General features: G+C 75.5%; 21 protein-coding genes. 13 read left to right on the top strand and 8 right to left on the bottom strand.

What is annotated here, in order from left to right:
- Positions 1 to 83: 83 nt before the first annotated feature.
- Both serC and ACYVO2_RS03975 read right to left on the bottom strand, forming a co-directional pair.
- Positions 84 to 1,202 (bottom strand): phosphoserine transaminase, encoded by a 1,119-nt coding sequence (serC, locus tag ACYVO2_RS03980; protein ID WP_461006146.1) that lies wholly within the window; start codon positions 1,200 to 1,202, stop codon positions 84 to 86.
- 136 nt (positions 1,203 to 1,338) lie between these two features.
- A complete protein-coding gene (locus tag ACYVO2_RS03975; protein WP_461006145.1) occupies positions 1,339 to 2,439 on the bottom strand; it encodes a citrate synthase 2 in 1,101 nt (366 codons plus the stop codon).
- 278 nt (positions 2,440 to 2,717) lie between these two features.
- Here ACYVO2_RS03975 and pdxH point away from each other — a divergent pair, with 278 nt between their 5' ends.
- Together pdxH and ACYVO2_RS03965 are read left to right on the top strand one after the other, a co-directional pair.
- Positions 2,718 to 3,350, top strand: coding sequence for a pyridoxamine 5'-phosphate oxidase (pdxH, locus tag ACYVO2_RS03970; protein ID WP_461006293.1), 633 nt, complete (start codon positions 2,718 to 2,720; stop codon positions 3,348 to 3,350).
- A gap of 462 nt (positions 3,351 to 3,812) precedes the next feature.
- Positions 3,813 to 5,294 carry a PAS domain-containing protein gene (locus tag ACYVO2_RS03965; RefSeq protein ID WP_461006144.1) on the top strand — a complete coding sequence of 494 codons (1,482 nt, stop codon included), beginning with the start codon at positions 3,813 to 3,815 and terminating at the stop codon, positions 5,292 to 5,294.
- 59 nt (positions 5,295 to 5,353) lie between these two features.
- Here the strand turns inward: ACYVO2_RS03965 and ACYVO2_RS03960 are convergent, their stop codons facing one another.
- The gene (locus tag ACYVO2_RS03960; protein WP_461006143.1) at positions 5,354 to 6,103 is read right to left on the bottom strand and encodes an SIS domain-containing protein; all 750 of its coding nucleotides are present in this window, start codon (positions 6,101 to 6,103) and stop codon (positions 5,354 to 5,356) included.
- A 115-nt stretch (positions 6,104 to 6,218) separates the two neighbouring features.
- Between ACYVO2_RS03960 and ACYVO2_RS03955 the strand changes: the two genes are divergently transcribed.
- The gene (locus ACYVO2_RS03955; protein ID WP_461006142.1) at positions 6,219 to 6,911 is read left to right on the top strand and encodes a metal-dependent transcriptional regulator; all 693 of its coding nucleotides are present in this window, start codon (positions 6,219 to 6,221) and stop codon (positions 6,909 to 6,911) included.
- Between the two features lie 471 nt (positions 6,912 to 7,382).
- On the top strand, positions 7,383 to 8,279 hold the full coding sequence (locus ACYVO2_RS03950; protein WP_461006141.1) for an alpha/beta fold hydrolase: 897 nt from the start codon (positions 7,383 to 7,385) through the stop codon (positions 8,277 to 8,279).
- A 64-nt stretch (positions 8,280 to 8,343) separates the two neighbouring features.
- Here the strand turns inward: ACYVO2_RS03950 and ACYVO2_RS03945 are convergent, their stop codons facing one another.
- Complete coding sequence (locus ACYVO2_RS03945) at positions 8,344 to 8,994, bottom strand: bifunctional DNA primase/polymerase (RefSeq protein ID WP_461006140.1); 651 nt, start codon at positions 8,992 to 8,994, stop codon at positions 8,344 to 8,346.
- A 383-nt stretch (positions 8,995 to 9,377) separates the two neighbouring features.
- Between ACYVO2_RS03945 and ACYVO2_RS03940 the strand changes: the two genes are divergently transcribed.
- Positions 9,378 to 10,760, top strand: coding sequence for a transcriptional regulator (locus ACYVO2_RS03940; RefSeq protein WP_461006139.1), 1,383 nt, complete (start codon positions 9,378 to 9,380; stop codon positions 10,758 to 10,760).
- Positions 10,761 to 11,049: 289 nt separating this feature from the next.
- Positions 11,050 to 12,726 (top strand): hypothetical protein, encoded by a 1,677-nt coding sequence (locus tag ACYVO2_RS03935; RefSeq protein WP_461006138.1) that lies wholly within the window; start codon positions 11,050 to 11,052, stop codon positions 12,724 to 12,726.
- A gap of 114 nt (positions 12,727 to 12,840) precedes the next feature.
- Here ACYVO2_RS03935 and ACYVO2_RS03930 read toward each other — a convergent pair whose 3' ends face one another.
- Complete coding sequence (locus ACYVO2_RS03930) at positions 12,841 to 14,154, bottom strand: ABC transporter substrate-binding protein (RefSeq protein WP_461006137.1); 1,314 nt, start codon at positions 14,152 to 14,154, stop codon at positions 12,841 to 12,843.
- A gap of 125 nt (positions 14,155 to 14,279) precedes the next feature.
- Here ACYVO2_RS03930 and ACYVO2_RS03925 point away from each other — a divergent pair, with 125 nt between their 5' ends.
- Together ACYVO2_RS03925 and purU are read left to right on the top strand one after the other, a co-directional pair.
- Positions 14,280 to 14,780, top strand: a complete 501-nt coding sequence (locus tag ACYVO2_RS03925; protein ID WP_461006292.1) for an SCO4402 family protein — start codon at positions 14,280 to 14,282, stop codon at positions 14,778 to 14,780.
- 127 nt (positions 14,781 to 14,907) lie between these two features.
- A complete protein-coding gene (gene purU / locus ACYVO2_RS03920; protein ID WP_461006136.1) occupies positions 14,908 to 15,777 on the top strand; it encodes a formyltetrahydrofolate deformylase in 870 nt (289 codons plus the stop codon).
- A 61-nt stretch (positions 15,778 to 15,838) separates the two neighbouring features.
- Here purU and ACYVO2_RS03915 read toward each other — a convergent pair whose 3' ends face one another.
- Positions 15,839 to 17,083, bottom strand: coding sequence for a maleylpyruvate isomerase N-terminal domain-containing protein (locus tag ACYVO2_RS03915; protein WP_461006135.1), 1,245 nt, complete (start codon positions 17,081 to 17,083; stop codon positions 15,839 to 15,841).
- Positions 17,080 to 17,619 carry a sigma-70 family RNA polymerase sigma factor gene (locus ACYVO2_RS03910; protein WP_461006134.1) on the bottom strand — a complete coding sequence of 180 codons (540 nt, stop codon included), beginning with the start codon at positions 17,617 to 17,619 and terminating at the stop codon, positions 17,080 to 17,082. Before ACYVO2_RS03910 ends, ACYVO2_RS03915 begins: the two co-directional genes overlap by 4 nt.
- Before the next feature lie 394 nt (positions 17,620 to 18,013).
- Here ACYVO2_RS03910 and ACYVO2_RS03905 point away from each other — a divergent pair, with 394 nt between their 5' ends.
- A complete protein-coding gene (locus ACYVO2_RS03905) occupies positions 18,014 to 18,382 on the top strand; it encodes an STAS domain-containing protein (RefSeq protein ID WP_461006133.1) in 369 nt (122 codons plus the stop codon).
- A 12-nt stretch (positions 18,383 to 18,394) separates the two neighbouring features.
- On the opposite strand, the gene ACYVO2_RS03900 is transcribed toward ACYVO2_RS03905, so the two are convergent.
- Positions 18,395 to 19,960 carry a class I adenylate-forming enzyme family protein gene (locus ACYVO2_RS03900; protein ID WP_461006132.1) on the bottom strand — a complete coding sequence of 522 codons (1,566 nt, stop codon included), beginning with the start codon at positions 19,958 to 19,960 and terminating at the stop codon, positions 18,395 to 18,397.
- Between the two features lie 412 nt (positions 19,961 to 20,372).
- Here ACYVO2_RS03900 and ACYVO2_RS03895 point away from each other — a divergent pair, with 412 nt between their 5' ends.
- From ACYVO2_RS03895 to ACYVO2_RS03880, 4 genes are read left to right on the top strand one after another with little or no spacing between them, the layout of a single operon-like run.
- A complete protein-coding gene (locus tag ACYVO2_RS03895) occupies positions 20,373 to 21,617 on the top strand; it encodes an amidohydrolase family protein (RefSeq protein WP_461006131.1) in 1,245 nt (414 codons plus the stop codon).
- On the top strand, positions 21,607 to 22,500 hold the full coding sequence (locus tag ACYVO2_RS03890; RefSeq protein ID WP_461006130.1) for an SDR family oxidoreductase: 894 nt from the start codon (positions 21,607 to 21,609) through the stop codon (positions 22,498 to 22,500). Before ACYVO2_RS03895 ends, ACYVO2_RS03890 begins: the two co-directional genes overlap by 11 nt.
- Positions 22,501 to 22,505: 5 nt before the next feature.
- Complete coding sequence (locus ACYVO2_RS03885) at positions 22,506 to 23,681, top strand: acyl-CoA dehydrogenase family protein (RefSeq protein WP_461006129.1); 1,176 nt, start codon at positions 22,506 to 22,508, stop codon at positions 23,679 to 23,681.
- A gap of 6 nt (positions 23,682 to 23,687) precedes the next feature.
- A complete protein-coding gene (locus ACYVO2_RS03880; protein WP_461006128.1) occupies positions 23,688 to 24,605 on the top strand; it encodes an acyl-CoA dehydrogenase family protein in 918 nt (305 codons plus the stop codon).
- Positions 24,606 to 25,169 lie beyond the last annotated feature (564 nt).

Here is a 25,169-nt window from a genome sequence, read left to right as displayed (position 1 = left end):
GAAAGCGAACGGGGGCGGGAAAGCGAACGGGGGCGGCCCGCCGGGCCGCCCCCGCTGCGCGCGCCATGGGCGCGCCCGGTGCGCTACAGCCGCTCGATCACGTGGTCCACGCAGGCCGTCAGCGCCTCCACGTCGGCCGGGTCCACGGCCGGGTACATGGCGACGCGCAGTTGGTTGCGGCCCAGCTTGCGGTAGGGCTCGGTGTCCACGATCCCGTTGGCCCGCAGCACCTTCGCCACGGCGGCGGCGTCCACCGAGTCGGCGAAGTCGATGGTGCCGACGACGGCGGAGCGCTGCTCGGGGTCGCCGACGAACGGGCTGGCGTAGGAGGACTTCTCCGCCCACCCGTACAGGCGCGCCGCGGAGTCGGCGGTGCGGGCCACCGCCCAGTCCAGGCCGCCCTGGCCGTTGAGCCAGTCCAACTGCTCGGCGAGCAGGAACAGGGTGGCGATGGCCGGGGTGTTGTAGGTCTGGTTCTTGACCGAGTTGTCGATCGCGGTCGGCAGCGAGAAGAACGCCGGGATGTGGCGGTCGGTGGCGGCGATCTCGGCGGCGCGGTCCAGGGCGGCGGGGGAGAAGACCGCGATCCACAGGCCGCCGTCGGAGGCGAAGCACTTCTGCGGCGCGAAGTAGTAGACATCGCTCTCGGTGATGTCCACGGGCAGCCCGCCGGCGGCGGACGTGGCGTCCACCAGCACCAGCGCGCCCTCGTCCGCGCCCGCCGGCCGCCGCACCGGGGCGGCGACACCGGTGGAGGTCTCGTTCTGCGGGAACGCGTAGGCGTCCACCCCGGCCTCGGCGGTGAACCACGGGTGCGCGCCGGCGTCCGACTTGACCACGGTGGGCTCGTCCAGCCAGGGCGCGGCCTTCACCGCGGAGGCGAACTTGGCGGAGAACTCGCCGAAGGACAGGTGCTGGGACTTCCGGCGGATCAGGCCGAAGGCGGCGATGTCCCAGAAGGCGGTGGAGCCGCCGTTGCCGAGGACGACCTCGTACCCCTCGGGCAGGGAGAACAACTGGCGCACGCCCTCACGCACCCGGCCGACCAGGTTCTTCACCGGAGCCTGGCGGTGGGAGGTGCCGAGCAGATCGGTACCGGTGGCGGCGAGGGCGCTCAGCGCCTCGCCCCGCACCTTGGACGGGCCCGAGCCGAAACGACCGTCGGCGGGCTTGATGTCATCGGGAATCCGGATCTCAGCCACAATCCGCAGCGTAATGCGTGGCGCCCGCCCGGCACGGCCGAAGTCCACCGGATGAGACGTGGCGGGGCCGCGCCACGCCGCCGCCGGGCGCGGGGCGGGCCGGGACGTGGGCCCGGCCCGCGCGTGCCGCGCCCGGTCAGCCGGCGATGTCCGCGTAGCCGTCCACGTCCCGCGGGTCGCGGGGGCCGGGGCCGACGTACCGCGCGGACGGGCGCACCAGGCGGCCGGTGCGCTTCTGCTCCAGGATGTGCGCGCTCCACCCGGCGGTGCGGGCGCAGGTGAACATGGAAGTGAACATGTTCGCGGGCACCTCCGCGAAGTCGAGCACGATCGCGGCCCAGAACTCCACGTTGGTGGCCAGCACCCGGTCCGGGCGGCGGCTGTGCAGCTCCTCCAGCGCGGCCTTCTCCAGCGCCTCGGCGACCTCGAAGCGGGGCGCGGCCAGCTCCTTGGCGGTGCGCCGCAGCACGCGGGCGCGCGGGTCCTCGGCCCGGTACACCCGGTGGCCGAAGCCCATGAGCCGCTCGCCGCGGTCCAGCGCGCCCTTGACGTACGCCTCCGCGTCGCCGGTGCGCTCGATCTCCTCGATCATGCCCAGCACCCGGGACGGCGCCCCGCCGTGCAGCGGCCCGGACATCGCGCCGACCGCGCCGGACAGGGCCGCGGCCACGTCCGCCCCGGTGGAGGCGATGACGCGGGCGGTGAAGGTGGAGGCGTTCATGCCGTGCTCGGCCGCCGAGGTCCAGTAGGCGTCCACGGCCTTGACGTGGCGGGGGTCGGGCTCGCCCCGCCAGCGGATCATGAACCGCTCGACGATGCTCTGCGCCTTGTCGATCTCGCGCTGCGGCACCATCGGCTTGTCCAGGCCGCGCGCCGACTGCGCGACGTAGCTCAGCGCCATGACGGCAGCGCGGGCGAGGTCCTCGCGGGCCTGCGCGTCGTCGATGTCGAGCAGCGGTTTCAGGCCCCACACCGGGGCGAGCATCGCCAGCGCGCTCTGCACGTCCACCCGGATGTCACCGGAGTGGATGGGGATCGGGAAGGGCTCGGCGGGCGGCAGCCCGGGGTTGAACCTGCCGTCCACCAGCAGGCCCCACACGTTCCCGAAGGAGACGTGGCCCACCAGGTCCTCGATGTCCACACCTCGGTAACGGAGGGCTCCGCCTTCCTTGTCGGGTTCGGCGATCTCCGTTTCGAACGCGACGACTCCCTCGAGTCCGGGAACGAAGTCGGACATCAGGCGGCTCCTTGGATGTGGTGGACAGTGGACAGGTGCCTTGTGGGCGGGCCGGCCGCGCCGACCGCGGTATCCCCGTCATGCCCCGTCGGGGTGCTGGTCACCCGGGCCGGCGGCGAGAAGACACACTATCTCTTGATGTCAAGATGTCACAGAGTCCGAGCTGGCATTTTGGCGGGACTCCCTCATAGGCGCCTCGCGTCACATGGGGGAGACTGTGCGCCTCCGGTGACCGCTGTTGCAGGATGTGCCCCGTGGAGTACCCCGATCCGGCCGTCATGCGCCGGCACTACCGCAGCAAGGGGCTTTCCGAGGCCGAGCTCGCCGACGACCCCATGACCCAATTCGAACACTGGTTTGCCGAGGCGGCCGCCAGCGGGATGACGGAGCCCAACGCGGTGGTGGTGTCCACCGCCGACGGCGAGGGCCGCCCCAGCTCGCGGACCGTGCTGCTCAAGGGCTACGACCAGCGCGGTTTCGTCTTCTACACCAACTACGGCTCCCGCAAGGCCGCCGACCTGGCCGCCAACCCCCGGGCGTCCCTGCTGTTCCCGTGGCACCCGATCGCCCGGCAGGTGGTGGTGGCCGGGGAGGTGACGCGCACGGGCGAGGAGGAGTCGGCCCGGTACTTCCGCAGCCGGCCGCACGGCTCCCAGCTCGGCGCCTGGGCCAGCCACCAGTCCAGCGTGATCGCCTCCCGGGAGGAGCTGGAGGCCCGCTACGCCGCCGTGGCCGAGCGGTACCCGCCGGGCGCGCAGGTCCCGGTGCCCCCGTTCTGGGGCGGCTTCCGGGTGGCCCCGGTGGAGGTGGAGTTCTGGCAGGGCCGCGAGAACCGCCTGCACGATCGCCTGCGCTACCGCCGCGACCCCGCGTCCCCGTCCGGCTGGACGGTGGAGCGGCTGAGCCCCTGACGGCGGGACCGGTCCGCGGCGGGTGCGGCGGGCCGGCGCGGCGGTCGGCCGCGGGCCGGAGGGCGGGCCGCGGGCCGGAGCGGGCCCGGGTGTGTCCGCGGTGCCCGGCCGCGAGGCGCGCCCCGCCGGGAAAACCCCGGCGGGAACGCAGCGACCCGCGGGCTGCTCCTGGGGCCGTGAGGCGCCAGGCGCCGGACGGACGTGCCGGCGAGCCCGCGGGTCGGGTGGCTGCTTGGGATTCGCCCGCCGCGCACCGCGCGCAGGGCGACGGGGCGGCTAGCTGGCAGCCACCTCACGCGTCCGATAATCACTCATTCTCCGGACCACCTCCCTTCTCGTGTGCGCCAACGGTAAGCAGGCGCCCCGCCCGGGGGCAAGAGAATTAATCCGGGCGACCGGCGGACACCCATCGAGGGGCCGATTTCGCCGAACCCCGTGTGCTCCCGGTCACAGCCGAGTTGAATGGCCGGGCGCAGCCGCTCGTGTCGAACCGATGTCGCACACAGGGGGTGCCCCGTGAGTGCTTCCCGTCACGACCTTCCCCGCGGGACGCAGCAGCCCGCCCCCGTCCCGTCCGGGGACACCGCGCTGCTGACCGCGCTCCTCGACGGCATGGACGTGGGCCTGTGCGCGCTGGCCGCGGACGGCACCGTCACCCACTGGAACCAGGAGGCCGAGCGCATCCTCGGATGGCCGGCCGAGGAGGCGGTGGGGCGGCCCGGGTTCGCCGGGTGGGCGGCGCGGGAGGCCGACGCGGAGGAGGTGGGCGCGCTGCTCCTCGCGGCGGCGGAGGACGGGGAGCGGCACGTGCTGGAGTTCCCCCTCCGCACCAAGGACGGGCGGCGGGTGCTGCTGCGCGGCCAGACCGCGGCCGTGCCCGCGCCCGGCGGGCGGCCGCCCGGGGTGTACTGCGCCTTCTCCGAGGCGTACGCCCAGGTGGAGCTGGAGCGCTCCCTCGCGCTCGCCGAAGCCCTGTTCGACGACGCCCCCTGGGGGGTGCTCGTGCTGGACGCCGACCTGCGGCCCGCGGTCCTCAACGACACCGCGGCCCGGCTGCTGGGCACCGGGCAGGAGGACGCGCTCGGCCGCCCGCTGGGGGAGCTGCTGCGGGCGGGCCTGGAGGACGTGGAGGGCGCGGCGGGCCATGTGCTCGCCGAGGGCGTGCCGCGCTCCCCGGTGGAGCTGTGGGTGGAGCCGGCCGCGGGGGACGTCGCGGCCCCCGCCCCGGGCCCGGCGCCGGGGCGCACGCGCGCCGCGGAGGCCGAGGAGGACGGGGAGGGGTGCGGGCGCCGCTGCTGGCGCGGCTCGTTCCTGCGGCTCGGGTCGCCGCTCGGCCTGGAGCCGGTGCCGCTCGGCGTGGCCTGGCTGTTCGCGGACGTCACCGAGGAGCGGCGGGCCGAGCGGGAGGCGGCGCGGGCCAGGTTCCGGGCGGGGCAACTGCGCCGGGCGGCGCAGGCCGCGGCCGAGTGCGAGGACGCGCTGGAGGCGGCGGCCGTCCAGTTGGAGTTCGCCCTCGCGGGGTTCGCCGACCACGCCCTGGTGGACGTGCTCGACGGCGAGCGCCTGCTGCGGGTGGCCGCGACGCCGCCCGGGGCGGTGGGGTCCGACGTGCCTGAGGAGCCCGCCGGGCTTCCGGTGCGGTACTCCGAGTGGCACCCGGTGCGCCAGGCGGTGCAGCGGCGCGGGCCGGTGCGGGCCACGGCGGGGCGGCCCGCCTCGGCGGACGCCGGGCGGCAGGCGGCCTGGGCGCGGGCGCGGCGCTGGCCCGAGGGCACCGTGCACGCCCTGTGCACGGTGCTGCGCAGCCGGGGCCGCACGATCGGGGTGGTGACGTTCCTGCGCGGCGCCTCCCGCCACCCGTTCGACCGGGCGGACACCGCGTACGCCGAGGACGTGGCGCTGCGGGTGGCGGCGGCGGTGGACCTGGCGCGGACCGGCGGGTGACCGGCGGGCGCCGCCGTCCCGCGCGGCCCCGCGCCCGCCCCGCCGCCGCCCGCCGCCGCTCAGCGCCGCCAGAAGATCCGGTCGGCGTGCTCCCGCATCACCGCGGCGTTCCAGTCGTGGCCGCCCTCGACGTTGCCCGACCGCAGCAGCGGCGGGGTGATCCCGCGCCGGGCCAGCGCGGCCACGCCGCAGGCCACCACCGCCTGCATGACGGCGCTGGCCACCACGGTGGAGGCGGAGGCGAACCGCACGGGCACGCCGTCCGCCGTCAGCTCCGCGTCCCCGACCGCGATCTTGCTGTCCACGACCACGTGGCAGTGGTCCTTCAGGAAGGTGCCCGACCGGTCCCGCGAGGCGGTCTCGCGCGGGTACGCGAGCGAGGTCACGCCGACGACGGTGAGCCCGAGCGCGCGGGCGCTGACCGCGAGCTCCACCGGCAGCGGGTTGCGGCCGGAGAGCGAGACCACGACGAGCAGGTCACCGGCCCGCACCGGGCTGTTGTCCAGCACCGTGGCGGCGAGCCCCGCCACCCGCTCCAGGGCGCTGCCGAGCGGCGCGGGCGCCTCCACGCCGGCGGCGCCCGGCACGGTGAGCAGGTTCATCAGGGCCAGCCCGCCGGCCCGGTAGACCACGTCCTGCGCGGGCAGGCAGGAGTGCCCGGCGCCGTAGGCGAACAGGCGCCCGCCGCGCTCGACGGTGTCGGCGATCAACTCGCCCGCGGCGGCGACGTTCGCCCCCTCCTCGTCCCTGACCCGCTCCAGCAGGGCGATGGCCGTGTCGAAGTACCGGCCGGACAGCTCCTCGGTCATGGTCGCTCACGGTGTCGGCCCGGTCGGCGGCCTGTCAATACGGCTTCCGGGACCCTCGGATGCCCGTGGCATGAGTCAGAATTGGGCAAGGACCATCACCACCCGAGGGGCGCGCATGTCCGGACTGATCGACACCACCGAGATGTATCTCCGCACCATCCTGGAGCTGGAGGAGGAGGGTGTGGTCCCCATGCGCGCCCGCATCGCCGAGCGCCTCGACCAGAGCGGTCCAACCGTCAGCCAGACGGTGGCCCGCATGGAGCGGGACGGCCTGCTGACGGTGGCCGGCGACCGGCACCTGGAGCTCACCGAGGAGGGCCGCCGGCTGGCCACCCGGGTGATGCGCAAGCACCGCCTCGCCGAGTGCCTGCTGGTGGACGTGATCGGCCTGGAGTGGGAGCAGGTGCACGCCGAGGCGTGCCGGTGGGAGCACGTGATGAGCGAGGCCGTGGAGCGCCGGGTGCTCGAGCTGCTGCGCCACCCCACGGAGTCCCCGTACGGCAACCCGATCCCGGGCCTCGAGGAGCTGGGCGAGAAGGGCGAGGCCGAGCCGTTCCTGGACGACGACCTGGTCAGCCTCCACGAGCTGGCGCCCGGCGCGGAGGGCAAGAGCGCGGTGGTCCGCCGCATCGGCGAGCCCATCCAGACGGACGCTCAGCTCATGTACACGCTGCGCCGGGCCGGGGTGCAGCCCGGGGCGGTGGTGAGCGTCACCGAGTCGCCCGGCGGCGTGCTGGTGGGCAGCGGGGGCGAGGCCGCGGAGCTGAACTCCGAGGTGGCCTCGCACGTCTTCGTGGCCAAGCGCTGAGCCGGCCGCCGGAGGCAGCGGTGCCCGGTACGCCGTACGGCTTAGCCGCGCCCGTGCCCGGCACCGCGGCGGACGGCCGGGAGGGCCCGCACGGCCGGGAGGGCGGAGGACCCTGGGCGCTGCACCGCGCCCGGGCCGCTCCGCCCTCTGCCCCCCTGGTGAAACCCGGAACCCCGAGCTTTCCGGGTTTCCCCTTTTCCCGCGGTCCGGCTTCCCCGTCCGGACCCCCTCCCCGTTGAAAGACTCCCCTCCGCGGCGGCCCCCGACACGTTGGGTGCCGTCACTCGAACGAGCGGTATTGCGCGTCACGACGTTGTGTGCGAATGGATGTTCGATAACGTGGGTGGCGCCTGAAGCGAACCGACCAGCGCCAGGCGTGGGAAGCCACCGCCGGCCCGGCGCGGGCGAGGAGGGTCCTCGCCGGCACCGGGCGGGGCGACGCCCGGCACGACGACGATGGGGGTGCGACACATGGCTCGACGGATCGACGTCACCGGTGCCGACGGCGTCAGGCTCGCCGCCTGGGAGTTCTGCGGCCCGGGCGAGGACGAGGAGGACGGAAGGCCCGCCGTGCTGCTGCTCCACGGCCTGATGGGCCGGGGCGCCACCTGGGCGCGCAACACCGTCCCCTGGCTGGTTCCCCGCTTCCGGACCGTGGCGCTGGACCAGCGCGGCCACGGCCGCAGCGACAAGCCGGCGGGCCCCTACGACCGGGCCGCCTACCTCGCCGACGCCGAGGCGGCCGTCGAACAACTGGGCCTGGCGCCCGTGGTGCTCATCGGCCACTCGATGGGCGCGCTCACCGCCTGGCAGCTCGCCGCCCGCCGCCCCGACCTGGTGCGGGCGGTGGTCTGCTGCGACATGCGGGCCTCCGCGCTCGGCGAGGGCAGCCAGCGCGAGTGGCGGGAGTGGTTCGCGAGCTGGCCGCTGCCGTTCGACTCGCTCGCCGCGGTGCGCGGCTGGTTCGCCGAGCACGGCCCGGAGCTGGAGGGCGTGCGGTCGGCCCGGGGGGAGTACTTCACCGAGCTGATGGAGGAGCACGACGACGGCTGGCGGCCCGGGTTCTCCGTCGACCACATGCTGCGCACCCGCGAGGCGTACGCCTACGAGGCGCACTGGGACGAGCTGGCGCGGGTGCACTGCCCGTCGCTCGTGGTGCGCGGCACCGACGGGATGCTCGGCCGGGCCGAGGCGCACGAGATGGTGCGCGTCCTGGCCGCGGGGCGGTACGCGGAGGTGCAGGACGCGGGGCACCTGGTGCACTGGGACAACCCGGACGGGTGGCGGCAGGTCGTCGAGCCGTACCTGTGGGACCTGGAGGACGGGAAGCTGGCCGCGGGGGAGCCGGCGCTCGGCGGCCAGGAGTAGCGCCCGGGCGTCCGCGCCCCGGCGCGCGGAGCCTCGCGCGCCTCGGCCGGGCGGGCCCGCCGCCTCAGCGGGAGCGGGCCGCCGCACTGTCCCGGCTGCACGCGTACGCCAGGGCACTGACCAGCTCCTCCGCCTCCGGCAGCCAGCGGTTCGCCGCGGACGGGGGCCTGGCCCACAGGGCCGGGCCCGAGGCGGCCGTGCGGGAGGGCGGGGCCAGCACGTAGTCGCCCTGGCCCCGGCAGACCATGTCCAGCGCCTCCGGGACCCAGCCGAGGCGGCGTATCAGCTTCGGCACGCGCGCGGCGGCGCCGAGCAGGACGAAGAACTGCAACCGCCGCTCCGGTGAGCAGGCCACCGGGCCGAGCCGCACCTGCCGCCGCTCCATCCGGGCCAGCGCCAGGCATCCGGCCTGCTCCGGCACGTCGATCACGTCGAACGTCCGCCCGGTGGGCAGCAGGACCGAGGCGCTCGGCCACCGCGACCACATCCGGCGCACCGCCGCCGGGCTGCCCGTCGCCTGGGCGGGCCAGTCGGCGTGCGCGGGGTGGGCCCCGGGGCGCGCGCACTCCGGGGCGCCGCACGAGCAGCGCCACCCGCCCCCGTCCGCCACGAGCCAGGTCCCCGGGCACACGTCCCAGTGCCTCTCCTGCGCGTATCCCACCGCCGCCGCGACCAGCGGACCGGCCTGCGGCGGGGCTCCCATGGTCTCGTCCACGCCTACTCAACTCCCTTGCGGGACAAGGGTTACGGGCCTTTCCGGGCACCTCCGCGCGCGCATGCGGGGGCGCATGGGTGCACCGCTGGGGGCGCAGAGGAAGAAGGGAGCCCGGTTGCGGGTAGGCCGGTGATGATGTGTTCGAGGGGGCGAACCGCGAAATCCCCGGAAATGTGGGAATTCGCTCGGAAACGCCTGGGCAGGATGTTCGCCGGAGCCTCCCCGCCGAAGGCCGGGGCGCACCCGGGCGGCTCGGTCCGCGGACGGCGGGCCGCGCCCGGCGCCGCAGCCCGGGCGGCCGCGGGGGACAACCGAACACAACAGAGCACCACCACTCGACACAGCGGAAGACAGCTCAGGGCCCTACACACGAAGGAGGGGCCATGGCCGCCAGACCACTGGTAGCCCGCCAGCCGAACGAACGGCTACAGGCACTGATCCAGGAGGCCGGCTGCTCGAACGCCGGTCTGGCCCGCAGGGTCAACATGTGCGGGGCGGAGCACGGCCTCGACCTGCGGTACGACAAGACGTCCGTCGCTCGTTGGCTGCGCGGGCAGCAGCCGCGCGGCCGGGCCCCGGCGATAATCGCCGAGGCGCTGGGGCGCAAGCTCGGCCGGGCCGTCACCCTCGACGAGATCGGCATGGCCGACGGCAAGAACCTCGCCTCCGGCGTGGGCCTCCAGTTCGCGCCCACGGTCGTCGGGGCGGTCGAGCAGGCGTGCGAGCTGTGGCGCAGCGACGTGGGCCGGCGCGACTTCCTGACCGGCTCCTCGGTGGCCGCCTCGGCCCTGGTCGAGCCGAGCAGGGACTGGCTGATCACCGGGCCCGACCCGCAGGTCGGGCGCACCGCGGGGCCCCGGGTGGGCCGCGCTGACGTGGCCGCCGTGCGGGCGACCACGCAGGCGCTGGTGGACCTCGACCACCGCTTCGGCAGCGGCCACATCAGGCCCGTCCTCGTCCACTACCTCAACAGCGTGGTGTCGGGGCTGCTCGGGGGTTCGTACACCGAGGCCACGGGGCGGCAGTTGTTCGCGGCCGTCGCGCGGCTGACGGAGCTCGCCGGCTACATGGCGGTGGACACCGGCCAGCCCGGTCTGGCGCAGCGCTACTACATCCAGGCGCTGCGGCTGTCCCAGGCGGCCGGTGACCGGGCGTACGGCGGCTATGTGCTCGCGGCCGGGATGAGCCACCTCGCGGCCCAGCTCGGCAACCCGCGGGAGATCGCGCAGCTCGCCCGCGCCGCGCAGGAGGGCTCGCGCGGCCAGGTCACCCCGACGGCGCAGGCGATGTTCCACGCCGCCGAGGCCCGCGGCCACGCCCAGATGGGTGACGCCAGGGCCTGCCAGCTCACCGCGAGCCGGGCCATGGACGCGATGGAGCGCAGCAGGCCGGACGACGACCCGGAGTGGATCAGGCACTTCGACCACGCCTACCTCGCCGACGAGCTGGCGCACTGCCACCGCGACCTGGACCAGCCCGGCCCCGCGCAGCGGTACGCCGAGGAGGCGCTGGCCGGGCACCCGGAGAAGCGGGTGCGCAGGCGCGCGGTGGACCTGCTGCTGCTGGCCACCGCGCGGGTGCAGCAGCGCGAGGTGGAGCACGCCTGCGACACCGCGGACCAGGCGGTGCAACTGCTGGCCGGGCTGCGGTCGAACCGGGGCGCGGAGTACCTGGACGACTTCCGGCGGCGCCTGGAGCCGTTCCGGGAGGAGCCGGTGGTGCGGGACTTCAGCGCGCGGCTGGTGGAGGAGGAGCTGGCGGCCTGACGGACGCCGGTCGCGCCGGCGCCGGGCGGTGCGGGACAACGGGGGCACGGGGGGCCTCCGCGCCGTGCCCGGCGGCCGAAACGCGGCCGGGCGGTGGGAGGTTGGCGTCCGCGCGGCGTTTGTGAGGGCCATCACGTGGCATAGCGGACTTCCCCTGGATTAGCCGGATGATTCGTCACTCGCGCGCCCCGTACGCTCCGCAGGCGCGGGCGCACGCGTGGTCGAGCACGGACCCGAACCGGTAGCGTGGCCCGTCGATCGACGGCCACATACCACAGCGGGAGTTCCGGTGACGAACAGCGGACGGGGAGACTGGGCGGGAGGCGCCGGGGGGCACCGCCGTGCGAACCCTGACGAGCTGACACCGGACGACCTGTTCCGTCCCGAGCCGCCGCAGCAGGCCCCGCAGCAGCCCCCCCAGCAGCCCCCCCAGCAGCACGGTTACGGCTACCCGCCGCCGGTGCCGCCGGTGCCGCCGGGTCAGGCGCCGTGGGCCGGCCCCGGGGCGCCGGAGGCGGAGACCCAGATCATCTACCCGGGCGAGCCCATGCCGCCCGTTCAGCCGGCCCCGCCGACGCCGCCCGCACACGCCGCGCCGCCCGCGCACCCGGCGCCGCAGGCCGCGGACGAGACCCGGCCGCTGCCGCAGGTGCCGGCGCAGGACCAGCCGGTGCCGCCGCCCGCGCAGCCCGACTCCGCGCAGGCCCCGCACCAGCCGCGGTCGCACGCGAGACCCGCCAGGTCGCACCGCGCCGGAGGGCAGCGCGGGGCGGCCAGGGCGGGCGGGGAGGCCGACGCCGCGGGCGGCCCGCCGCCGTTCACCATCCGCCCGGGCCTGCCGGCGGGGGCGTACGGGGAGCAGCCGTCCTACGTCACCCCGGACCCCGCCGCTCCGGAGGGGGACGGCGGCGCGGAGACGCGGGTGCTGCCGCCGGTGACGGGCGACCCGGCGGCGGCGCCCCACCAGGCGCCGCACCAGCCGCCGCACCCGGCCCCACCGCACCAGGCCCCGCAGCAGCCGCACCAGGCCGCGCCCCACCACCCGGCGCCTCCGCAGCACGCGCCGCAGCAGCCCCACCAGGCGCCTCCCACCCACCAGCCCCACCACCCTCAGCCGCCGCACACACCGCCGCAGCACGCCGCACCGCCGCAGCACGCCGCGCCCCCGCCGCACCAGGCCCCCGCGGCCCACCACGCCCCGCCGCCGCAGCCCGCCCCCGGCCACCACGCGGCCCCGCCGCCCTACGCCACCCAGCCCCCGGCGCACGGCCACGCCCAGCCGCAGCCCGCCCCCGCCCCCAGGGCGGGGAGCCGCCGCTCGGCGTCCTCCTCGGGCGGCCGCCGCCGTGTGCCCGCCCCGGTGCTGGTCGGCCTGGTCGTGGCGGTCTGCGCCGCGGCGGGCCTGGGCGCCGCCGCCGCGCTGAGCGGTGACGAGCAGGGCGGCGGCCCCCCCGTCGCGGGCGGCGACGCCAGCTCCTCCACCGGGGCCTCGGCGCCCCCGTCCACCGACCCGGTCAAGGCGCAGGCGCAGGAGCTGGACGCGCTGCTCGCGGACAGCGGCAGCAGCCGCTCCTCGGTGATCACCGCGGTGAACCAGATCCGCGGCTGCGACAACCTCGACGGCGCCGCGCGGTCCCTGGAGGCCGCCGCCGAGCAGCGCAACGGCCTGGTGGACCGGCTCGCCGAGATCTCCGTGGACAAGCTGCCCAAGCACCGGCAGCTCACGGCCGCGCTGAACGAGGCGTGGAAGTCCTCCGCCTCCGCCGACGAGCACTACGCGGACTGGGCGCGGAAGGTGAAGGGCAAGGGCGGCTGCAAGAAGGGCCAGGCCAAGGTCACCGAGGAGCGGCACGCCGGGGACCGGGCGAGCGTGAAGGCGACCGACGCGAAGAAGAAGGCCGCGCGCCTGTGGAACGCCATCGCCAGGGAGCACGGCCTCACCGAGCGCCAGGACCACCAGCTCTGACCGCCGGGCCCCGGCTCCGGGTCCCGGCCGGAAACGCAGCCGGGAACACAGCCGGGACCGCGGACGGGGCCGCGGACAGGGTCGGGGCCGGAGCCTGAGCCGCCGCCGTTCCGCTCAGCCGGAGATCGGCGTGTCGCCCACGTCGATCTCCAGGTACCTGCGCACGTCCACCAGACCCTTGCGCTCCGCGACCAACTGGCCGTTCCTGACCACCTGGTGGGTCACCGAGGTGTTGACGATCCTGCTGTGGTCCAGCAGCGGCAGCATGTCCTCGTAGCGCCAGCTCAGCCGCGGGGTCAGGCCGCCGGTGGAGAAGCCCTTGCCGCGGTCGAGGGCGCGCCGCACGCCGTCCGCGTCCACCCGCTCGCCGTCCAGCGAGCGGGCCACCGCCTCGAAGACGGTGTAGGCGATCCAGGTGGTCTGCTCGCCCGGGTCCGCGGTGGTGATCCGCTGGTCGTCGAAGGCGTACCGGCGCACGGCCTCGCGCATCGCGTCCCATCTGCGGTCGTTCTCCGGCGGGTACCAGCCGGTGACGTGGACGCCCTCCAGCGGGCCCGAGGCGCCGCCGGTGGAGTCCACCAGGGACTGCCGGACGCTGCCGAGCACCGACGACAGCTCGGTGTTCTCCTTCTCCACCCGGCGGTAGGAGTCGAGGAACGCGTCGGTGCGCTCGCCGAGCACGGCGGTCACGCAGTCGCCGGGGCGGTCGTCGCCGACCGCCCTGGCCGCCTCGGCGCCGTAGTCGCTGCCGTCGTCCCGGGCGCGGATGTCGGTGGGGGCCTTCATCTTCGCCGAGCCGAGCGCGGCGCCGAGGAACAGCGGCATCAGGTCGCCGTTGGAGTCGTCGGGCCGCACCAGCGACACGTGGTCGCAGCCGGACGCGGCGAGCTGGCTGCCGTTGCCCGCGAGCAGCGCCGGGGTGCCGCCGTTGACGGGGTAGGACAGGGGGCTGGTGAACTCGGCGGGGGCGATGCCGTAGCCGCCTATGTAGGGGATGCCCGCGGTCTCCAGGGCGGGCATGAACGACCTGCCGTGCCGGCTGTAGGAGCCGACGACGGCGGCCACGTCCGCGTCGATGGCCTCGCGGACGCAGGCGGCGGCGCGCTGGGAGTCGTTGCCCTCGTTGCAGGTGAGGACCTTCAGCTCGCGGCCGTCGATGCCGCCGCGGGCGTTGAGCGCCTTGGCGTACACCTGGGCGACGGCGGGCATGCCCGGCATGTTGGTGGCCCTGGTGCCCTCCGGCGCCCAGGTCATGACCACGATGGGTGGTTCGGGCCCGCCGCCTCCGCCCGGCAGTTGGCCGCAGGCGGTGGTCGCGAGCAGCGCGCCGGACAGCGCCACGGCGGCGAGTGCCCGGCGCGTGCCGGGGCCGCGGCGCACGGCGGGCGGTACGGCGGTCCCCTGGGGGCCGCCGGTCCCTGCTGGCACTTGGGGTCCACGGGGGTTCACGTGTCCCACGCTTCTCCACATGTCTGACATCGGAGTGAAGCGGCGGAAACGGTGTGCGTCACCAGGGTGAATTGCATGTGGGTGATGATGGGAACGTACGATCGATCACCGTGCGAGCTTCCGAGAACTCTTCACGGCGGGCCGCCCGCTCCTCCACCATGACCGGTATGCCGCTGAAGGACATGCCCTGGTGGCGCTGGCGCGCCAACGTCCGATCCGCCCTGCACATGCTCGGTGACCCGGCCTTCCAGCGTGAGTGCTGGTTGGCGGGGCAGCCGGGGTACGGGGACGTGACCGACGCCGTGTACCGGCTGGTGGAGGACACCTGGCTGGACAGTTGGTCGGCGGACAAGTACGTGGGGACGATCTTCCGCGACGCCGAGGAGGCCGCGCTGGTGGACGTCGCCGTGCTGCGGGTGCTGCGCATCCTCCACCAGGTCGGCGCCGACGCGCCCGCCCAGGCGTACCTGGACCACCCCGACTGGCCCGAGGCCGTGCGGGCGGCCCGGGACGCCCACGTCCGCATGGCCGCCGCCGACGGGGAGGACCCGGCCGCGCCGCCGAAGTCGCTGGACGTGCTGCGGATCCTCACCGGCGCCCGCTGAGCCCGCCCCTCCGGGCGCCGGGGGCGTCCCCCGGAGGGGCGGCGACCACCCTGTGGAAGGCGGCGGAACCCGTCGCGCCGGTATGGGACGCTGGAGAGCGGTCCATCCGGAGCGAGAGGAATTGTCCGTGAGCGAGTCGTCGCAGCCCGAGCAGCAGTTCGTGCTCACCCTGGCCTGCCCGGACCGGCAGGGCATCGTGCACGCCGTGTCCAGCTACCTGTTCATGACCGGCTGCAACATCGAGGACAGCCAGCAGTTCAAGGACCGGGACTCGGAGCTGTTCTTCATGCGGGTGCACTTCTCCGCGGAGCCGCACGTCACGCTGGAGAAGCTGCGGGCCAGCTTCACCGCCGTCGCCGAGTCCTTCCGGATGGACTGGCAGTTGCACGACGCGAACCGCAAGATGCGGGTGCTGCTCATGGTCAGCAGGTTCGGGCACTGCCTGAACGACCTGCTGTTCCGCACCAGCATCGGCGCCCTGCCCGTGGAGGTCGCCGCCGTCGTCTCCAACCACACCGACTTCCGCGAGCTCGCCGCCTCCCACGGGGTGCCGTTCCACCACCTCCCGGTGACCAAGGACAACAAGGCCGAGGCCGAGGCGGAGCTGCTGAAGATCGTCGAGAACGAGGGCGTGGAGCTGGTCGTGCTGGCCCGCTACATGCAGGTCCTCTCCGACGGGCTGTGCCGGGCGCTGGCGGGCCGGATCATCAACATCCACCACTCGTTCCTGCCGAGCTTCAAGGGCGCCAAGCCCTACCACCAGGCGCACGCCCGCGGCGTCAAGCTGATCGGCGCCACCGCGCACTATGTGACGGCGGACCTCGACGAGGGCCCGATCATCGAGCAGGAGGTCGAGCGGGTCGGGCACTGGGCCACCCCCGACCAGCTCGTCGCGGTCGGCCGTGACGTGGAGTGCCAGGCCCTGGCCCGCGCCGTGAAGTGGCACAGCGAGCACCGGGTGCTGCTGAACGGCACCCGTACCGTGGTCTTCGCCTGAGCGCCTGCACACGAGGGCCGTCGCGGGAGGCCGTCGTGGGAGGGCCGTCACCAGGGGCCCGTCATAGCCTCGACAGCGAAGCCGCCGCGTACAGCACGTCGCGGACCGCGTCCGGGTCGCCCTCGACGCCCGCGGCGATGCCCTCCGGGTCGCGGCGGCCCGCGGTGAGGTGGCAGAACTCGATGCCGTCCAGCGCGATGCAGGCCACGCTGCGCTCCCGCACCGGCACGGCCGCGGGCGAGTCCAGCGCGACGGGGAACTCCCCGCCGCCCGGGCCCTCGATCTCCAGCAGCACGCAGCGCCCCGGGGTGCCCGCCTCCACCAGGCGGGCCCTGGAGTTGGCGAGGCCCTGCCTGCGGCGGCCGGCGACGGCGTGCGGGAGCTGCCGGGCGGCCATGCGGATCATCGCGCCCAGGTGCTCGGGAGCGGGCGGGTCGTACGGGTAGTCCACGGCCCGGGCTATGTCGTCGGCGTGCATCCAGCACTCGAAGGCCCGGTCGAGGAACGAGTCGGGGACGGTGAGCGCGGGGCCGCCGTAGTCGACCTCCCGCCGCCCGGCGTCGTCGCCGGCGAACGCGGCGTGGCGCACCACCGCGTGGGTCTGCGCCCGCCACAGCGCCCGCAGCTCGCCGGGGCCGCGGGAGCAGTGCAGCCGCTCGAACACCTCGGTGCGCTCCAGCGGGTCGAGCGGCGCGCCCGGGCCCAGCGGGTCGTCCAGGCCGAGCGCCGGGCAGACCAGGCCGTCCACGGCGGTGAGGTGGCCGAGGACGCCCGCGACGGTGAAGGCCCGGGAGCCGCCGGTCCACACCAGGTGCACGACGGTGTCCCACTCGCCGGAGTTCAGCGAGGCCAGCAGCGCGTCCAGCCTGGCGGTCTCGGCGGTGTAGGGCGCCACCCAGTCGGGGACGGGCACCCGGGCCGGGCGGCGGCCGAGGCAGCCGTCGAGCACCCGGGCGCGCAGCAGCGGGTCCAGGTCGAGCGGGTCGGCGGGGGTGAGCCAGCGCACGGCCTCGCGCAGCCGCGCGCCCTCGGCGCGGCAGGACGGGCAGCCCGCGAGGTGCCGCTCCACCGCGGCGTGCTCGGCGGGCGGGCAGGCGTGCAGCGCCCACGCGCCGAGCAGGGAGCGCAGCGCGCCGTGGTCGTCGGGCGGCAGCGGCTCGGCGGCGTCGTCCGCGGGCGGGCGCGGGGCCCGCTCCCGGCGTCTGCCGTCCGCGGGCGCCTCGTCCGGGGGCGTCCCGGCCGGAGGCCGACCGTCCGCCGTCCGGGCGGGCGGGTTCTCCGGGAGGGGCAGGGGACGGGGACTCACGGCCGTTCCTCCATGGGCTCCGCCGCGGTGGACAGCAGTTGCAGACCGAGCCGCAGCCTGCGCCTGGCCTCGGCCGGGGAGACGCCGAGCTCCCGCGCGGTCTGCCGGTAGTCGCGCTCCCGGTGGTAGGTCAGCTCCAGGGCGCGGCGCAGCGGCCGGGGCATGGCGGAGACGATGTAGTCGGCGCGGGCCGCGGCGGAGGCGGCGCGCACCTCGGCCTCGACCTCGTCCGGCCCGCCGCCGGAGGCGTACGCGGACTGCCGCAGCCGGTGGACGGCCTGCCGGTGGGTGAGGGAGGCCACCCAGGAGCGCATCGAGCCCTGCCCGGGGTCGTAGGCGCCCGGGTTCTCCCAGATGAGGGCGAAGACCTCGGCGGTGATCCGCTCCGCGGCCTCGGGGTCGTCGGTGATTCTGTTGGCCAGGTGGTGCACCAGCGAGGCGAAACGGTCGTACAGCTCACCGAGCGCCGACTCCTCGCCGCGGGCGAGGCGCTGCTGCATCTGCCGGTCCCATTGAAGCGGTGCTGGGCTTGCCATGGATGCCACCGTTCCCGGTCTGCTGGTCCTCCTGCTCGAGCGGGCCGTGCCCGTCGGTTGGCGTGTGTGCGGCTTGCTCGAATGTATCGGCGTTGGGCGACGGCGTGCGCTCCTTTGCCGGAACCCCGGGGGAGGAACTGGGAGAAGGCCGCGGTTTCACGCCTTGTATACGCTTTTGTCCGAGGAGGGGTGTCCGGGTTCGCATGGTTGGGGCGATCTTCCCGGCCGAACGCGACCGGCGCGGGGAGCGGTTGAGGGGGGTGCGCCCTGTCACCCGGGGCGCGCAGAGCGTAAGGTCGCTTCCACTCGTCCGGAGCGGGGGTTGCGCGAGGGGCGCGCCGGGTACTCGGGCGGTAGCCGCCGTGGAGAGCCATGAAGAAGGGAAAGCGACCGCGTGGCGCTTAAGGTGACGAATGGCGAGCGGCGAGGGTGGACGGTCCTGCGGGTCGAGGGCGAGCTGGACCTGGTGTCCTCCCCCGCGGTCCGGCGGCGTGTGCACTCGGCGGTGGCCGACGGGGAACGGCGGGTCGTGCTCGACCTGAGCGGGCTGACGTTCTGCGACTCCAGCGGCATCAACGTGCTGATCGCCTCGCGGCGGCTGCTGCGGTCCTGCAACGGCGGGCTGCGCCTGGTGATGCCGCAGGAGGGCGCGCACGTCAACCGGGTGTTCGCGGCCCTGGGGGTGCGGACCCTGTTCGACATCTACCCGGAGCTGGACAGCGCGGTGGACGACGACGCCGAGCCGCTGCGGCTGCCGGCCTGAGCCCGCCCGCGGTCACGGCCGGGGACGGCCGGAGAACCGCTCCCGCAGGGCCTGCTTGACGACCTTGCCCAGGGTGGCGTTGCGGGGCAGCCGGTCCACCAGCTCCAGTTGCTCCGGGATTTTCTGCGGCATCAGCCCCGCGGCGCGCAGGAACTCCGCCAGCGCGGCCAGGGTCGGCGGGGCCGCCCCTTCGGCCGGCTCCACCACGGCGCAGACGCGCTCGCCGCGCACCGGGTCCGGCAGGCCGATCACGGCCACGTCCCGCACCGCGGGGTGCCGGTGCAGCAGCTCCTCCACCTCGCGCGCGGAGACGTTCTCGCCCTTGCGGATGATGATGTCCTTCAGCCGCCCGGTGAGCACCAGGTGCCCGTCGGCGCGCAGGTGCCCGACGTCCCCGGTGCGCAGGAACCCCTCGGCGTCGAACGCGGCGCGGGTCAGCTCGGGGTCGGTGTAGCCGCGGCACACCGCGGGGCCGCGCAGCAGGATCTCGCCGTCCTCGCCCGGCGCGGCGGGCCGTCCGTCCGGCGCCGCCACCCGGATCTCCATTGACTCCGGCGGGCGGCCCTCGGTGTGGGCGAGCTGCTCCTCGGTGTCCCGCGGCGAGCCCATGGTGATCATCGGGGCCTCGGTCATGCCGTAGCCGTGGGCCAGCTCGCAGCCCAGCTCGCGCCGCACCGCGTGGTACAGCCCGGGCGGCCGGGGCGCGCCGCCGCCGGCCAGCAGCCGCAGCGAGGGCAGCAGCCGGGTGTCCGGGGGGAGCCTGCGCTGCTGGTCGAGGAAGGCGGTGTAGAACGCGGTGCTGCCGCCGGCGAGGGTGACGCGGTGCGCGCGGTAGGCGGGCAGCGCCTCGGGCAGCGCGAACCGTTCCAGCAGCAGCGCGGGGAAGCCGCGCAGCAGCATCGTCACCAGGTAGTCGGCGCCGCCGATGTGCGCGTACGGGAACGCCACGGAGCCCACGTCGTGCGGGCCCGCCTCGATCGCCCCGGCCAGGCAGGCGCCCGCGGTGAGCAGCGAGCGGTCGGTGTGCAGCACGCCCTTCGGGTCGGCGGTGGTGCCCGAGGTGTAGAAGATCCAGCGCACCTCGTCGCCGTCCGCGGGCGGGGGCGGGGGCGGCAGGGCGGCCGGGTCGGCGCCGGGCAGCGCGGCGTACGCCTCCGCGACCCGCCGGGCGCCGAGCCGCTCGGCCATCGCGGTGTGGTCGAAGCCGCGCCACCGGCCCGGGGTGAGGACGAGGTCGGGGTCGGCCCGGTCGAGCGCGAAGCCGACCTCGCGGTCCCGGTGCGCCGCGATGAGCGGGACCTGGACGGCGCCGAGCCTGGCCAGGGCGGCCGAGGCGACCACGGTCTCGATCCGGGTGGGCAACTGCCAGGCGACCCGGGCGCCGGGTCCGGCGCCGAGCGCGAGGAGGCCGGCGGCGGCGCGCTCCGCGGCGGCGGCGAACCCGGCGAAGGTCAGGCGGCGGCCGTCCGGGTCCAGCAGCATGGGGGCGTCCGGGGTGAGGGCGGCGCGGCGCGCCACCAACTGCCAGAGGGTGGCCGAGTCGGCGAGAGCGGCCTCCGGGACGGGGCGAGCGGGCATGGCTTGGCATCCCATCTGACGACATGTCAGTTCGCTGTCTCCGGAGCGTACGGCCTCCCCGCCCGCCCGTCACCCCCTCGTGGGTGGGGGGGCGGGGGTGTTCCTCGGGAGGCCGGATGGTCCCGCCCCCCCGGACCCCCGTTGGGAGGGCCGCCGTCCGCGAGTTCCCGTGGCTTCGCCGCCCTCGGAGCCCGGGCGGCCTGCCCTCGTCCGCCGGAGGTCGCGCTCCGGGCCCCCGCCCGCGGGCCCGACTCGGGGCCGCCGACCGGCCCCCGCCTTCGAGCCCCGCCCCAACCCCCCCACCCCCAGTGCGCCCCCGTGGGTTGCTTGCCTCGGGTTCGTGGTGGGGCTAGCTTGTTTGCGGGTCCTGTCTGACGGACCATCAGATAACGCGTCCCGTCGGGAGACCGCGATGACCACATCGGGAGCCACCGCAGCCGGAGTGCGCGCCGAGTCCGTGCCGGACGGCGATCTGCCGCGGATCGTCAGCGTCGACGACCACGTCATCGAACCCGAGCACCTCTTCCGCACCTGGCTGCCGGCCAAGTACCGCGACGCCGGCCCCCAGCCGCTGCGGACCGGCATCGGCGAGCTGGCGTACGTCGGCGGGAGGTACCGGATCACCATGGACCCGGACGGGCCGCCCGCCGACTGGTGGATCTACGAGGACCTGCGGTTCCCGTACAAGCGGAACATCGCCGCCGTCGGGTTCAGCCGCGACGAGATGACGCTGGAGGGCATCACCCGCGACGAGATGCGGCGCGGCTGCTGGGACCCGGTGGCGCGGCTGGCCGACATGGACCTCAACCACGTCGAGGCCTCCCTGTGCTTCCCGACCTTCCCCCGCTTCTGCGGCCAGACCTTCGCCGAGGCCAGGGACAAGGAGGTCGCGCTCGCCTGCGTGCGCGCCTACAACGACTGGATGGTCGAGGAGTGGTGCGGCGACAGCGGCGGCCGGCTGATCCCGCTGTGCCTGATCCCGCTGTGGGACGTCGCCCTGGCCGTCGCCGAGATCCGGCGCAACGCCGCCCGCGGGGTGCGCGCCGTCACCTTCAGCGAGATCCCCACCCACCTGGGCCTGCCCAGCATCCACAGCGGCCACTGGGACCCGTTCTTCGCCGCCTGCGAGGACACCGGCACGGTGGTGAACATGCACATCGGGTCGTCGTCGCAGATGCCCGCCGCCTCCCCGGACGCGCCGCCGGCCGTGCAGGCGTCGCTGAGCTTCAACAACGCCATGGCGTCGATGATGGACTTCCTCTTCTCCGGCGTCCTGGTGCGCTTCCCGCGCCTGAAGCTCGCCTACAGCGAGGGCCAGATGGGCTGGATCCCCTACGCGCTGGAGCGGGCGGACGACGTGTGGGAGGAGCACCGGGCCTGGGGCGGGGTGCGGGACCTGGTGCCGGAGCCGCCGTCCACCTACTACTACCGGCAGATCTTCTGCTGCTTCTTCCGCGACCGGCACGGGGTGGCGTCGCTGGACACCGTCGGCGTGGACAACGCCACCTTCGAGACGGACTACCCGCACGTGGACTCCACGTTCCCGCACACCAAGCAGGTCGCGCTGGACCACGTGCGGGGCCTGGACGCGGAGACCGTCTGGAAGCTGATGCGCGGCAACGCCATCCGGATGCTGGAGCTGGGCCTTGACCGGTGAGGCGCGGGACGCGGACCTGTGCGCCGGGCGGGCCGTGATCGTCACCGGCGCCGGGCGGGGCATCGGGCGCGAGCACGCCCTGGCGTTCGCCCGCGCCGGGGCGGCCGTCGTCGTCAACGACCTCGGGGACGCGGCCGGTCCTGTGGTGGAGGAGATCCGCGCCGAGGGGGGCCGCGCGGTCGCCTCCGGCCACGACGTGGGCTCCTGGGACGGCGCGCGGGAGCTCGTCGGGACGGCGCTGGCCGCGTTCGGCCGCCTGGACACCCTGGTCAACAACGCCGGGGTGCTGCGGGACCGGATGGTGGTCTCGCTCACCGAGGACGACTGGGACACGGTGCTGCGCGTCCACCTCAAGGGCCACGCCGCGACCCTGCGGCACGCCGCCGCGCACTGGCGGGAGCGGGCCAAGGCCGGGCGGCCCGTCGCCGCCCGGGTGGTCAACACCACCTCCGGCGCTGGGCTGCTCGGCAGCGTCGGGCAGGCCAACTACGCCGCAGCCAAGGCCGGGATCGTCGCGCTCACCCAGGTCGCCGCCGTGGAGCTGGCCCGCTACGGCGCCACCGTCAACGCCGTCGCCCCGGCCGCCCGCACCCGGATGACCGAGCGGGCCATGCCGGCGAAGGTGGCCGCGCCCGCGACCGGCTTCGACACCTACCACCCGGCCAACGTCTCCCCGCTGGTGGTGTGGCTCGGCTCGGCGCACTCCGGCGCCGTCACCGGACGGGTCTTCGAGGTGGCGGGCGGCCGGGTCGCGGTGGCCACCGGCTGGCGGCCGGGCCCGGCCGTGGACGCGGGCCGCCGCTGGGCGCCGGGGGAGCTCGGCCCGGTGGTGGCGGGGCTGCTGGCGCGGGCGCCCGCGCCCGAGCCGGTGTACGGGAGCTGACGCGGATGGATCTCGCCGACACGCCCGGGCAGGCCGCGTTCCGTGCCCGGCTGCGCTGCTGGCTCGCCCGGGCCCTGCCGCAACTGCCGCCCGAGCCCGACCCCGCCGACTGGCCGGCCCGCCGCGCCCGCGACAGCGCCTGGCAGCGCGCCGTGCACGACGCCGGGTACGCGGGCCTGACCTGGCCGAAGGACGCCGGCGGGCAGGGCATGGGCCCGGCCGAGCAGTTGGTCTTCCTGGAGGAGACGGAACTGGCCGGGGCCCCTTACGTCGGCGCCAACTTCGTCGGGCTGCTGCACGCCGGGCCCACCGTCGCCGCCGAGGGCACCGCCGAGCAGCGCGCCCGCTGGCTGCCGCCGATCCTGCGCGGCGACGAGGTGTGGTGCCAGGGTTTCAGCGAGCCGGACGCGGGCTCGGACCTGGCGTCGCTGCGCACCAGGGCGGTGCGGGACGGGGACGCCTACGTGGTGACCGGACACAAGATCTGGACCTCGCACGCCCAGGTCGCCGACTGGTGCGAGCTGCTGGTGCGCACCGACCCGCGCGCGCCCGGCCACCGGGGCGTCACCTGGCTCGCGCTGCCGATGCGCGCCCCGGGCGTGACCGTCCGGCCGCTGCGCACCCTGGCCGGGACCGCCGAGTTCGCCGAGGTGTTCCTGGACGGGGTGCGGGTGCCGGTGGCCAACCGGGTGGGCGCCGAGAACGACGGGTGGCGGGTCACCATGGTGACGCTGTCCTTCGAGCGCGGCACCGCGTTCGCCGGCGAGGTCGTGGCGTGCCGCCGCACCCTGCGGGAGCTGGCCGCGCTGGCCCGCGCCAACGGTCGCTGGGAGGACCCGGTTGTCAGGCGGCGGCTCGGAAGGCTGGCCGGGGAGTTCTCCGCGCTGTGGTCGCTGGTGCGGTGGAACGCCTCCCAGGCGGGCGACGGTGTGCCGGGCGTGTCCGGATCGGTGTTCAAGCTGCGGTACTCGCACGCCCGCCAGGAGCTGTTCGACGCCGCCGCGGCGGTGCTGGGCCGCGGCGCCCTGCGCGCCGACGACCCGCTGGCGCGGTCCCGGCTGTCCGCCCTGTCGTACACCATCGCCGCCGGGACCTCGCAGATCCAGCGCACCATCGTCGCCGAGCGGCTGCTCGGGCTGCCGCGCGCGCCCCGGGCGGCGGCGCCGGGCCGGGGCGGGTGAGCGGCGGTGGACTTCCGGCTCACCGAGGACCAGCGGGACCTGGTGGCGGCCACCCGGGCGCTGCTGGCCGGGCGTTTCCCCCGGGAGCGGCTGCGGGCCGCCGCGGCCGGGCCGGGCTTCGACCGCGCCGTGTGGGCGGACCTCACCGAGGCGGGCCTGTTCGCGCTGCGACTGCCCGAGAGCCGGGGCGGGGCGGGTCTCGGCACCCCCGAGGCGGTGCTCGCCTTCGAGGAGGCGGGCCGGGCCCTGGTGCCGGGGCCGCTGGTGGGCACGCACCTGGCGGCGGGCCTGGTCCGCGGCGAGGTCGTCGCGGTCGCCGACACCACCCGGCGCCCGCTGCTGGTGGCGCACCTGGACGCGGCGGACGCGGTCCTGGTCCTGGAGCGGGGCCGGGTGCTGCGGGCCGACCCCGCGAAGCTGCGCGCCGAGCCCGTGGCGTCCGTGGACCCGCTCACCCCGCTGGCCGAGGTCCGCGCGCTGCCCGGCGGCGACCCGCTGCCCGCCGACGCCTTCCGGCTGCGCCGTGACGCGGCGCTGCTCACCGCCGCGCTCCAGTCGGGCATCGCGGGCCGCGCCGTGGACCTGGCCGTGGCGCACGCCAGGACCCGCGAGCAGTTCGGCCGCCCGATCGGCTCGTTCCAGGCCGTGCAGCACCTGTGCGCCGACATGCTGGCGCGGGTGGAGGTGGCCAGGGCCGCCGTGTACGCCGCGTCCCTGACCGGTTCCGCCGCGGACGTGGCCGCCGCCAAGCTGCTGGCCGACGAGGCCGCGGTGCTCGGCACGCGGGACTGCGTCCAGGTGCACGGCGGGATGGGCTTCACCTGGGAGGCGGACGTGCACCTGTATCTGAAGCGGGCCTGGGTGCACGCCACCGCGTACGCGGACGACGCCGCGAACGAGGAGACGCTCGCGGCCGCGCTGTGACCCCGGGCGCCCCCGCCGAACTCCCGGGAGAACACCCCGGGCGGGCTCCACCCGCCGAAGGACCACGGCACCTCGGTGTTCGGGTACAACTTCTCGGCCCGCGCGGCCGGTTGGCGCCGCCGCGCGGCGTGCCGGGCCCCGGGAGCCGGGGACGCCGTCCACGCCGGACGCCGCGTCGTGGCACCCGTCGCGGTCGGCCTCGGCGTCGCCGACGGACGGCGGAGGCACCGCGTCGGGAGTCAACAGCGAAACCGCGCTCACCGGAGAAGGACCGGATCAGGGCGGGTGGATGGTCTGGACCAGGGGCGTGGGCATGCCAATAAATCCTCCACCGCCCTTCCTTGCTGACACTCATTCGAACACGTTCGGTCACCGGCCGTCGGCGCGGGTTGTGTCCGCACCGTGATGCCGCGCGAGGTGGCGGGAGCCCCGCGCTCGGGTACGCTCCGTCGCATGCGACGGGCTCTGATGCGAGAAACCACCGGTGATGCCGCTGGTGCGACCGGCCGGTGGCGCCCGGTGAGCCCGGCGAGCGCCGTAGTATGCAGCACGCGTGGGCCCTTG

Source organism: Streptomyces capparidis (assembly GCF_054782095.1).
This window is presented reverse-complemented; position numbering and strand designations above follow the sequence as displayed.